Genomic DNA, 11,352 nt, shown 5'->3' with positions numbered 1-11,352 from the left:
CTCCAGCCCGCCGCCCAACGCGGTGACCAGATCGGCATGGGCACTCAGGCGCGCCGCTTCCACCTGTTGTTGCACTTGTTGTTGCTTGAACAACAGGCTCTGGGCGTTGAGCACGTTGAGGTAGTCGGTCAGCCCGCGCTGGAACGCGACCAGCGCAATGTCATAGGTGCGCTGGGCGGCGGCGACGGACTCGGCGGCGAAAACCTGTTGTTTATCCATCGACTCGCGGCGGATCAACTGGTCGGAAATGCTCTTGAGTGCGGTCACCAACGTCTGGTTGTAATGGGCCACGGCGATGTCGTAGCCCGCAGCCGCCTCGCCCAACTGCGAACGCAGGCGCCCGCCATCGAAGATCGGCAGCGAGATCGCCGGGCCGACGTTGTAGGTGAGCTTCTTGCCGGTCAGGAACTCCAGCGCCCCGCCGCCGGTGGCCATGTAGCCCAGGCTGCCCACCAGGTCGACGTTGGGATAGAAACCGGCCCGGGCCACATCGATGCCCCGGGCCTGGGCCGCCACCTGCCAACGCCCGGCAACCACATCCGGGCGCTGGCCGAGCAGTTCGGCGGGCAACGCGGACGGCAATTTCAACGCCGCCCCCAACGCCAGGGTGGGGCGTTGCAGGCCCGCGCCGTCACCCGGCCCCTTGCCCGCCAGCGCGGCCAATTGGTTGCGGCTCAAGGCGATGGCTTCGTCGAGGGCGTCAAGTTGACGATGGGTTTCGGGCAGCGGCGCCTGGGCCTGACTGACCTCGAAGTGGGTGCCGATGCCGCCGTCCAGGCGCTTCTGCGCGAGTTCGAGAATCTGCTCCTGTTGACGGAGCGTCGCGGCCGCGATATCGCGCTGGGCGTAGTGCAGCGAAAACTGGATGTACGCATGCACGATATTGTTCTGCAATTCCAACTGCGCCTGCCGCGCCTCGGCAACGCTGACATGGGCCAGGTCGACAGCCTGCTCGCTGGCGTTGCGCTCGCGCCCCCACAGGTCCAGGGCGTAGCTCAGGCCCAGGCCGGCGTTGTTGTCCCAGGTGGTGGTATTGGCCAACTCGCCCGGGCCGTAGAACTGATCGGTCGGCCAGTTGTGGCGCTTGAGGGTTGCCTCGCCATTGATCTGCAACGACTCGGCCGCTTCGGCGACACCGGCCATGGCCCTGGCCTGCCGCACCCGGGCGGCGGCCATGGCCAGGCTTGGGCTGTCTTGCACGGCCAAGTCCATCCAACGATCAAGTTGCGGATCGCCATAGGCTTTCCACCACTGGCGGGTGGGCCAATGGGCGTCGCGGGCGGCCTCGCGAATCGCTTCGTCGGTTACCAGTTGGTTGGGCGACAATGCCTCGCCTTGCGGTGCAATCCCCCCCGTGCCGATGCAACCGCTGATGGTCAACGTCAAAACCCAAACACTGAGAGTCTTCAGCTCTCTGCTGATGCAACGCGGCACTGGCGCAATATTCCTGAAAGATAAAGGGCATGACGACGGTCTGCGGATGACGGCAAACCTGTGGGAGCGAGCTTGCTCGCGATGAGGCCTTCACTGACGACACATGGGGTGAATGCCAGGACCCCATCGCGAGCAAGCTCGCTCCCACAGGTCCTCTGAAGCCAGACCGATCCTGCAGTGGCAGCAATTCTAGGGACCGACCCCAACGGCGATAAGCCGACCTTTCTGCGAATCTTTGTTACCGTAAACGCGATAATCCATTAGTCGGGTCCCGTAGCGCTGTAACTTCATGTCACAATTTGGCACCTTCCAAGAGAGCCCTCCATGGACACTTTGCAAAACATGCGCGCGTTCAGCTGTGTTGCCGAAGCGGGAAGCTTCACCGCTGCCGCCGTGCAGCTCGATACCACCACAGCCAATGTCTCGCGTGCGGTTTCCAACCTGGAAGCCCATCTGCAAACCCGCCTGCTCAACCGCACGACCCGGCGCATCGCCCTGACCGAGGCCGGCAAACGCTACCTGCTGCGGTGCGAACAGATCCTGGCGTATGTCGAAGAAGCGGAAGCCGAGGCCAGCGACGCCCACGCGCGCCCGGCCGGGCAGTTGAAGGTCCACACTATGACCGGCATCGGCCAGCATTTCGTCATCGATGCCATTGCCCGGTACCGCAAGACCCATCCGGACGTGACCTTCGACCTGACCCTGGCCAATCGCGTGCCGGACATCCTCGACGAGGGCTATGACGTTTCCATCGTGCTCGCCAGCGAATTGCCGGATTCGGGCTTCGTCTCCCAGCGCCTGGGGATCACCTACAGCATCGTCTGTGCCTCGCCTGCCTATGTGAAAGCCAGCGGCTGCCCACAGAAACCCGGCGACCTGCTCAACCACGCCTGCCTGCGCCTGGTCAGCCCGGTCATTCCGTTGGAGAAATGGGTGTTCGACGGCCCGGAAGGCCAAGAGATGGTCACCATCAACAGCTCGCCGTTCCTGGTGAACTCCGCCGATGCGATGAAGACCGCGATCACCAGCGGCATGGGGGTGGGGGTGCTGCCGGTGTATGCCGCCATCGAAGGCTTGCGCAACGGCACGCTGGTGCGGGTCATGCCCAATTACCGTTCCCAGGAGCTGAACCTCTACGCCATCTACCCGTCGCGCCAGTACCTGGATGCGAAGATCAAGACGTGGGTCGAGTACCTGCGAGGGTCGTTGCCGGAAATTCTCGCGGCGCACCAGGCCGAACTGACGGCCTATGAACTGAGCGGAAGCTTGACCGGGGCACGGGTCGCGAACTGAATCCGCGACCGTGCACCAAGGCAAAAAATATCAGCGCTTGCCCATCGAACGACGGGTACCGGGCGGCGCGGCACCGGGGGTCTTGGTGTGGCCGTTCTTCGCGCCGTTCTTGTACCAGGGCTGTTGCCCGGCACCTTTGGCTGCCGCCAGTTCACCGGGCTTGAACGGGAACTTGAAGGCCGGGATCGCCGCCTTGCTGTCGTCGGCGTTGGCAACATCGCTGTCCGTCTCGCCAGACAATTCGCCGGGCAAGCGTTCGTCTGCGGGCGATGGTATTGGGGAAGTCATTTGAATTATTCACTTGAAGTGGGACAACAACCCGTGGCGAGGGAGCTTGCTCCCGCTTGAGTGCGAAGCGCTCACGGAAATGGGGCCGCTTCGCAGCCCAGCGGGAGCAAGCTCCCTCGCCACAATTGAGTATGCGGGCTCGATAGGTGAGCCGCGAAACGCAGCAGTATACCCGCCCGAAACCGCGGTGCCACGGAGCAGATGCAAGGGTGAAGCTCCGTCTGACGGAAAACCGGGACGAAACTGACAGCCCTGACAGCTAGCCGTCACCTTCCTGACCGCCTCGCAACGCTATATAAGACAGATAGAAATCCCACCGTCCCGAACCGGCTCTTCGCACCCATGCACATTCAGAAAAAAACGTTCCTGCTCGTCGCACTGTTGGTCGCCTTGGGGGCGCTGGTCCTGTGGTTCTCGATGAAGCCCGTCGCCACCAAACCCAGTGCTGCGAGCGCCGTACCGGTGAGAGTCGTGAGCGTGGTCGAGAAGGATGTGCCGCGCTTTGCCAGCGGCATCGGCACGGTACTGTCGCTGCACAGCGTGGTGATCCGCCCGCAGATCGACGGCATTCTCACCAAGCTGCTGGTCAAGGAAGGACAACTGGTCAAGAAGGGCGACTTGTTGGCAACCATCGACGACCGCTCCATCCGCGCCAGTCTCGACCAGGCCCGCGCCCAACTCGGCGAGAGCCAGGCGCAGTTGGCCGTGGCCCAGGTCAATCTCAAGCGCTACAAGTTGCTGAGCGTCGACGACGGCGTATCCAAGCAGACCTACGACCAGCAACAGGCGCTGGTCAATCAGCTCAAGGCCACGGCCCAGGGCAACCAGGCGGCCATCGACTCCGCGCAGGTACAGCTTTCCTATACGCAGATCCGCTCCCCGGTAACCGGTCGCGTCGGCATTCGCAACGTGGACGAAGGCAACTTCCTGCGCGCCAGCGATGCCGAAGGCCTGTTCACCGTGACCCAGATCGACCCGATCGCGGTGGAGTTCTCGTTGCCGCAACAAATGCTGCCGACGCTGCAGCGCCTGATCGCCGCCCCTGACCAGGCCCTGGTCAAGGCCTACATCGGTGCCGACGGCGCCACCGGGGAACTGCTGGGCGAAGGGCGCCTCAGTCTCATCGACAACCAGATCAACACCAACACCGGAACCCTGCGCGCCAAGGCCGAGTTCAACAACGCCGCCCAACGACTCTGGCCGGGACAACTGGTGACATTGAAGATCCAGACCGCCGTCGACAAGGGGGCCCTGGTGGTCCCGCCGACCGTGGTCCAACGCGGGTTGGAGCAACACTTCGTGTACCGGGTCCAGGGCGACAAGGTGGAAAGCGTGCCGGTGGAAATGGTGTACCAGGACAGCGGCATGCACATCATCAAAGGTGTAAACGCCGGTGATCAGTTGGTGAGCGACGGCCAGTCACGCCTCAAGCCCGGCGCCAGCATCCAGGTGCTCAGCGATCCGCCCGCCCTCGCCAAGACCGGGCAGGCACTGCCATGAAGGGCCGCGGTTCGATATCGGCGTGGTGCATCGATCACCCCATCGCCACGGTGCTGTTGACGTTCGCCCTGGTGCTGCTGGGGCTGATCGCCTTTCCGCGCCTGCCTGTCGCGCCGTTGCCCGAGGCGGAATTCCCGACTATCCAGGTCAACGCGCAGTTGCCCGGTGCCAGCCCCGAAACCATGGCGTCGTCGGTGGCGACCCCGCTGGAAGTGCAATTCAGCGCCATCCCCGGCATCACCCAGATGACCTCCAGCAGTGCATTGGGCTCGACCAACCTGATCCTGCAATTCACCCTCGACAAGAGCATCGACACCGCTGCCCAGGAAGTGCAAGCGGCCATCAACACCGCCGCCGGCAAGCTGCCCAATGACATGCCGAACCTGCCGACCTGGCGCAAGGTCAACCCGGCCGACAGCCCGGTGCTGATCCTCAGCATCAGCTCCGACCTCATGCCAGGCACCGAACTGAGCGACTACGTAGAGACCCTGCTCGCCCGCCAGATCAGCCAGATCGATGGCGTCGGGCAAATCTACATCACCGGCCAGCAGCGCCCGGCGATCCGGGTCCAGGCGTCTGCCGACCGACTCGCGGCAATCGGCCTGACCCTGGCCGATATTCGCCTGTCACTCCAGCAGGCCAGCCTCAACCTCGCCAAGGGCGCGCTGTACGGTGAGTCGAGCATTTCCACGCTGTCCACCAACGACCAGCTGTTCAAGCCCGAGGAGTACGGTGAGCTGATCGTGTCCTACCGGGACGGCGCGCCGGTCCATCTCAAGGACATCGCCAAGGTCGTCAACGGTTCGGAAAACGCCTACGTCCAGGCCTGGTCCGATGATCAACCCGGCGTCAACCTGGTGATCTTCCGCCAACCGGGCGCAAACATCGTCGAGACCGTCGACCGCGTCCAGGCCGCCCTGCCCACCCTGGAAGCCATGCTGCCCGCGGCGATACAAGTCAAGGTGATGATCGATCGCACCCAGACCATCCGCGCCTCGTTGCATGAAGTGGAAATCACCCTGCTGATCGCGGTGCTGCTGGTGGTGGCGGTGATGGCGCTGTTCCTGCGCCAGCTCTCGGCGACGCTGATTGTCTCGGCGGTGCTGGGGGTGTCGTTGACCGCCAGCTTCGCCCTGATGTACGTGATGGGATTCAGCCTGAACAACCTGACCCTGGTGGCAATCGTCATCTCGGTGGGGTTCGTGGTGGACGACGCCATCGTGGTGGTGGAGAACATCCACCGGCACCTGGAGGCCGGCGATGGCATGCGCGAGGCAGCCATCAAGGGCGCCGGGGAAATCGGCTTCACCGTGGTGTCCATCAGTTTCTCGCTGGTGGCGGCGTTCATTCCGCTCCTGTTCATGGGCGGCGTGGTCGGACGGTTGTTCAAGGAGTTCGCGCTGACTGCCACCTCGACGATCCTGATTTCGGTGGTGGTGTCCCTGACGCTGGCGCCGACCCTGGCCGCGCTGTTCATGCGCGCGCCGAAACACCACGCCCATGATCGCCCAGGTTTCGGCGAGCGCCTGCTGGGCGGGTATGAGCGAGGCCTGCGGCGGGCCCTGGCTCACCAGAAGCTGATGATCAGCGCGTTCGGCCTGACCCTGGCGCTTGCAGTGGTGGGCTACGTGTTCATTCCCAAGGGGTTCTTCCCGGTACAGGACACCGGCCTGGTGCTGGGCACCAGCGAAGCCGCCGCCGACGTGTCGTTCCCGGACATGGTGGCCAAGCACAAGGCCCTGGCCGAGATCGTCGCCGCCGATCCGGCGGTGCAGACCTTCTCCCATTCCGTCGGCGTCTCGGGCAACAACCAGACCATCGCCAATGGCCGCTTCTGGATCGCCCTCAAGCCCCGGGGCGAGCGCGATGTATCGGCCAGCGGCTTCATCGATCGTATCCGTCCCAAACTGCAGAAGATCCCCGGCGTCGTGCTCTACCTGCGGGCCGGGCAGGACATCAACCTCAGCTCCGGCCCCAGCCGCGCCCAGTACCAGTACGTGCTCAAGAGCAATGACGGGCCGACCCTCAATGCCTGGACGCAGAAACTCACCGACAAGCTGCGCAGCATTCCGGCGTTCCGTGATATTTCCAACGACCTGCAACTGGGCGGCAGCATCACCCACATCAACATCGACCGCAGCGCAGCGGCCCGCTTCGGCCTCACCGCCACCGATGTCGACCAGGCGCTGTACGACGCGTTCGGCCAGCGCCAGATCAATGAATTCCAGACCGAGACCAACCAGTACAACGTGATTCTCGAACTGGACACCCAGCAACGTGGCAAGGCCGAAAGCCTGGCGTACTTCTACCTGCGCTCGCCGCTGAGTGGGGAAATGGTGCCGCTCTCGGCCCTGGCCCGCTTCGATGCGCCCGCCAACGGCCCGCTGTCGATTGCCCATGACGGCATGTTCCCGGCCGCCAACCTGTCGTTCAACCTGGCCCCAGGCGTGGCGTTGGGGGATGCGGTGCGCCTGCTCGACCAGGCCAAGAACGAGATCGGCATGCCGGCCGCCATCACCGGCAGTTTCCAGGGCGCGGCCCAGGCGTTCCAGAGCTCGCTGAAAAGCCAGCCGTGGCTGATCCTGGCGGCGCTGGTGGCGGTGTACATCATTCTCGGCGTGCTCTACGAGAGTTTCGTGCACCCGCTGACCATCATTTCCACCCTGCCCTCGGCCGGTCTTGGCGCGCTGATCATGCTCTGGCTGCTGGGCCAGGACTTCTCGATCATGGCGTTGATCGGCCTGGTGCTGCTGATAGGTATCGTCAAGAAGAACGGCATCCTGATGATCGACTTCGCCATCGATGCCCAGCGCAACCGCGGGCTGGCGCCCCAGGAGGCGATATTCCAGGCCTGCCTGACCCGGTTCCGCCCGATCATCATGACCACCCTCGCCGCCCTGCTCGGCGCGCTGCCGCTGATGCTCGGCTATGGTCCCGGCGCCGAACTGCGCCAGCCATTGGGCATCGCGGTCGTGGGCGGCCTGCTGGTCAGCCAGGCGCTGACGTTGTTCACCACACCGGTCATATACTTGTGGCTGGAGCGACTGTTCCATCGACCTGCCCATCGGCCCGGCCCTGCGCCGACGGCGGTGCCGGCGAATGCAGACTGAGGCCGGGCCATGCGTGTCCTGATCATTGAAGACGAAGAAAAAACCGCGGACTACCTGCACCGCGGCCTGACCGAACAGGGTTATATCGTGGACGTGGCGCCGGACGGCGTCGAGGGACTGCACCTGGCCCTGGAAAGCGACTACGCGGTGATCGTACTCGACGTCATGCTGCCGGGCCTGGACGGTTTTGGCGTGCTGCGTGCCTTGCGCGCCCGCAAGCAGACGCCGGTCATCATGCTCACCGCCCGCGAACGGGTCGAAGACCGCATCAAAGGCCTGCGCGACGGTGCCGACGATTACCTGGGCAAACCGTTTTCCTTCCTCGAGCTGGTGGCGCGCCTGCAAGCCCTGACCCGCCGCAGCAGCGGCCACGAACCGGTGCAGGTCAGCATTGCCGACCTGTGGATCGACCTGATCAGCCGCAAGGCCACCCGGGCTGGCCAGCGCCTGGACCTGACCGCCAAGGAATTCTCGCTGCTCAGCGTCCTCGCCCGCCGCCAGGGCGAAATCCTTTCAAAGACGGCCATTGCCGAAATGGTCTGGGACATCAACTTCGACAGCGACGCCAACGTCGTCGAGGTGGCGATCAAGCGCCTGCGGGCCAAGCTGGACGGGCCCTTCGAGCACAAGCTCTTGCACACCATCCGAGGGATGGGGTACGTGCTGGAGAATCGAGGTGAGTAACAGCATCGCGCTGCGCCTGAGCGGCATGTTCACGCTGGTGGCGGCGCTGGTGTTCCTGCTGATTGGCGGCGCCTTGTACCAGCAGGTCGAAAAAGGCCTGGGCCTGCTGCCGGAAGCGGAACTCGACGCCCGCTACAGCGTGCTGGAATCCACTGTTGGTCGGTTCGGCACGTCTGAGCATTGGGTGAAGATCAACAACAAGCTGCGGTTGCTGGGCGAAGAAGACAAGCGCATCCATTTCTGGATCGTCAGCGGCGACCCGCGCTTTGAATACGGCAACCCCGATCCGCAGGTTCGCGCCGTTGCCCAAGGCCCGTTGGGCAAGCGCGACCTGACGTTGCCTGATCGGCACTATCCGATGAAAGTCCTGGTGAGCCAGTTCCCGGCCAAGGACCAACGCCCGCCCCTGCGCTTCATCATCGGCATCGACACCGAGACGTTCTATCAGACCCAGCATCATTTGCTGGTGGCACTGGTGAGCCTGGCCTGTATCGGTGTGCTGCTGGCTTCGCTGCTGGGTTATTGGGTCGCGCGCATCGGTCTCAAGCCGCTCATAAAGCTCTCCGACGAAGCCCAACGCCTGGCCCCGCCGCGCCTCACCGGACGTTTGCGCCTGTCACCGTTGCCCCCGGAACTCAGCCAGTTCGTCAATTCGTTCAATACCACCCTCGATCGGGTCGAACAGGCGTACTCCCGGCTCGAATCGTTCAACGCGGACGTGGCCCATGAGCTGCGCTCCCCACTGACCAACCTGATCGGCCAGACCCAGGTGGCGCTGACCCGGGGGCGCTCGGCGGAGCATTACTTCGAAGTGCTGCAATCGAACCTCGAGGAGCTGGAGCGGCTGCGCTCCATCATCAACGACATGCTGTTCCTCGCCAGCGCGGACCAGGGCAGCAAGGCCACCAAGCTGACCACGACGTCCCTCGCCGATGAAGTGGCAACCACCCTCGACTACCTGGATTTCATTCTGGAAGACGCCCAGGTCCAGGTTCGCGTCCACGGCGACGCCCAAGCCACGATCGAAATCGCCCACCTGCGCCGGGCCCTGATCAATCTGCTCAGCAACGCAGTCCAGCACACCGCGCCGGGCCAGGTGATCGACGTGCGCATCGAAGCCGTTGGCGACCAGGTCACCCTCGGCGTCACTAACCCCGGCGAACCGATCGCCGGCGAACACTTGCCGCGCCTGTTCGAACGCTTCTATCGGGTGGATGCATCACGCAGCAACAGCGGCGCCAACCACGGGTTGGGCCTGGCCATCGTCAAGGCGATCGCGTTGATGCATGGCGGCGATGTGTTTGTGCGCAGCGACCGCGGCGCAAATACTTTTGGAATCCGTTTGCCGGCTTGAAATAAGCCACGATGTGGATTGCTCAATTCCAGTGTCCCGAGCACAATCTTGCAAAAGGCCAGTATTGTCTCTGCCGGCCATCGGCAGTTGTAGACGAGCAGCCTATGGGAAGGATCCCAGCCACATGACAATGCAGATCGGAATCATGAGCGCGAGCAGTGCAACACCCGGCAATATCCCGTTTTCGATACGTTCGGAACGGGTTCTCGTTCTGGCCAGCTCGCTGGTTGTCATTGCCATCCTGAGTATCGTGACGTACCTGCTGATTCGCGAACATGCCAGCGCACAGCAGGCGGCGACACGTGCGGCGAGCAACATCGTGCAACTGATCGACGCCGACGTGCTGCGCAACGTAGAACTCTACGATGTTTCACTGCAGGGCCTGATTGCCGCGGCAAAACGCCAGGACCTCAAGGACGTTTCGCCAACGATCCGCCACCTTGCCCTGTTCGACCGCGCCACCGCAGCGCCTTATAAAGGCGATATCTTTTTGCTCGACAAGCGCGGCGACGTGATTGCTGACTCGGCCTCGGTCGAGCCACGCAAAGGCAACTACGCCGAACGGGAATATTTCCAGTCACATGTCCAGGATCCAAGCCCGCGCATGATGATCAGTCGCCCCTTCCGGGCTCGAAGCGAGCCGCACGACTGGCGCATCAGCTTCAGCTATCGCCTGGACGACGACCGGGGCGAGTTCGTCGGGGTGGCCGAGGCCGCGATGCGCCTGAGTTATTTCAGCCAGTTGTTCAAAAGCCTGAATATCGGTCGCGGCGGGACGGTCAACCTGGTCAGCGCCGACGGAACGCTGCTGGCCCAGGAGCCCCCCTTGGCTGAAGACATGATCGGCAAGAACTTCAGCAATCGACCGAACTTCGTACGCATCCTGCGCGAAGGCAACGGCAGCTTCTCCGGCATATCCAGCGTCGATCAGACACAACGCCTGTATACCTTTTCCCAAGTCGGTGACTTACCGCTGATCGTCGTGGTCGCGCTCTCCTCCCGGGAAGTCTTTGCATCCTGGCAACGTACCGCGCTCCTGGTCAGTGGCGCCACGGGCGCGCTGTGCATCAGCCTGCTCTGGCTCACCTGGTTGCTGCGCCGTGAGTTGCGACGCCGCCACATCGCCGAACGGGAACTGGCCCAATTGGCATCCGTCGATTCCCTCACCGGCCTGGCCAACCGCCGAACCCTGGACGAAACGCTGCATCGGGAATGGCAGCGCGCCCAGCGTTCGGGCCAACCGCTGTCTGTGCTGATGATCGACGCGGATCACTTCAAGGTGTTCAACGATCGTCATGGTCACCAACAGGGCGACGAAGCCCTGCGCAACTTGGCGCAGTTGATTGGCCAACACGTCCGACGCCCTGCCGACCTGGCGGCGCGCTATGGCGGTGAAGAGTTCTCGGTGGTGCTGCCAGAGACCACCACCGCCGGCGCCTTCACCATGGCCCAGAACATTCGCGACGCGGTGGAGCAGTTGCCACCTGTCGTCGAGGGTGAAGCGCCCATGACGGTGAGTATCGGCATTGCCACTTGGGTAAACGGGCCGTATGGCGAGCTGCAGCAACTCTTGCTTGCTGCGGACAAGGCGCTGTACCAGGCCAAGGCCAGCGGACGTAATCGGGTCGTCTGCGCGATGTGATGCCGTTTCGGTCGCACTTCTCCTGTGGGAGCGAGCCTGCTCGCGAA

8 protein-coding genes are annotated in these 11,352 nt (G+C 63.5%); 6 read left to right on the top strand and 2 right to left on the bottom strand.

The annotated features are described in order from the left end of the window. A partial coding sequence (locus OC610_RS12730; protein ID WP_264428106.1) for an efflux transporter outer membrane subunit occupies positions 1-1,434 on the bottom strand: 1,434 nt, incomplete at its 3' end. A 324-nt stretch (positions 1,435-1,758) separates the two neighbouring features. Here OC610_RS12730 and OC610_RS12725 point away from each other — a divergent pair. Further along, the gene (locus tag OC610_RS12725; RefSeq protein ID WP_264428105.1) at positions 1,759-2,727 is read left to right on the top strand and encodes a LysR family transcriptional regulator; all 969 of its coding nucleotides are present in this window, start codon (positions 1,759-1,761) and stop codon (positions 2,725-2,727) included. A 30-nt stretch (positions 2,728-2,757) separates the two neighbouring features. On the opposite strand, the gene OC610_RS12720 is transcribed toward OC610_RS12725, so the two are convergent. Continuing rightward, positions 2,758-3,015, bottom strand: coding sequence for a hypothetical protein (locus OC610_RS12720; RefSeq protein WP_264428104.1), 258 nt, complete (start codon positions 3,013-3,015; stop codon positions 2,758-2,760). 342 nt (positions 3,016-3,357) lie between these two features. On the opposite strand from OC610_RS12720, the gene OC610_RS12715 reads away from it, so the two are divergent. The 5 genes from OC610_RS12715 (at position 3,358) to OC610_RS12695 (ending at position 11,305) form a co-directional block, all read left to right on the top strand. Then, complete coding sequence (locus OC610_RS12715) at positions 3,358-4,515, top strand: efflux RND transporter periplasmic adaptor subunit (RefSeq protein WP_264428103.1); 1,158 nt, start codon at positions 3,358-3,360, stop codon at positions 4,513-4,515. Continuing rightward, a complete protein-coding gene (locus OC610_RS12710) occupies positions 4,512-7,625 on the top strand; it encodes a multidrug efflux RND transporter permease subunit (protein ID WP_264428102.1) in 3,114 nt (1,037 codons plus the stop codon). The genes OC610_RS12715 and OC610_RS12710 overlap by 4 nt, the downstream gene beginning before the upstream one ends. A 9-nt stretch (positions 7,626-7,634) precedes the next feature. Then, positions 7,635-8,309: a heavy metal response regulator transcription factor gene (locus OC610_RS12705; protein ID WP_264428100.1), complete on the top strand. Its 675-nt coding sequence runs from the start codon at positions 7,635-7,637 to the stop codon at positions 8,307-8,309. Continuing rightward, positions 8,296-9,663 (top strand): heavy metal sensor histidine kinase, encoded by a 1,368-nt coding sequence (locus tag OC610_RS12700; RefSeq protein ID WP_264428108.1) that lies wholly within the window; start codon positions 8,296-8,298, stop codon positions 9,661-9,663. The genes OC610_RS12705 and OC610_RS12700 overlap by 14 nt, the downstream gene beginning before the upstream one ends. A gap of 145 nt (positions 9,664-9,808) precedes the next feature. Then, positions 9,809-11,305, top strand: coding sequence for a sensor domain-containing diguanylate cyclase (locus OC610_RS12695; RefSeq protein WP_264428107.1), 1,497 nt, complete (start codon positions 9,809-9,811; stop codon positions 11,303-11,305). The last annotated feature ends 47 nt before the right edge of the window (positions 11,306-11,352 follow it).

The sequence above is a fragment of the Pseudomonas agronomica genome (assembly GCF_025917275.1).
Classification (GTDB): Bacteria; Pseudomonadota; Gammaproteobacteria; order Pseudomonadales; family Pseudomonadaceae; genus Aquipseudomonas; species Aquipseudomonas agronomica.
The sequence above is the reverse complement of the archived record's forward strand: the minus strand, read 5'-3'. Positions and strand labels throughout refer to the sequence as shown.

Bases quoted from the DNA above. Each gene is read 5' to 3' on its own strand.
- OC610_RS12725 (WP_264428105.1), top strand. From the start codon at position 1,759: ATGGACACTTTGCAAAACATGCGCGCGTTCAGCTGTGTTGCCGAAGCG.
- OC610_RS12720 (WP_264428104.1), bottom strand. From the start codon at position 3,015: ATGACTTCCCCAATACCATCGCCCGCAGACGAACGCTTGCCCGGCGAA.
- OC610_RS12715 (WP_264428103.1), top strand. From the start codon at position 3,358: ATGCACATTCAGAAAAAAACGTTCCTGCTCGTCGCACTGTTGGTCGCC.
- OC610_RS12710 (WP_264428102.1), top strand. From the start codon at position 4,512: ATGAAGGGCCGCGGTTCGATATCGGCGTGGTGCATCGATCACCCCATC.
- OC610_RS12705 (WP_264428100.1), top strand. From the start codon at position 7,635: ATGCGTGTCCTGATCATTGAAGACGAAGAAAAAACCGCGGACTACCTG.
- OC610_RS12695 (WP_264428107.1), top strand. From the start codon at position 9,809: ATGAGCGCGAGCAGTGCAACACCCGGCAATATCCCGTTTTCGATACGT.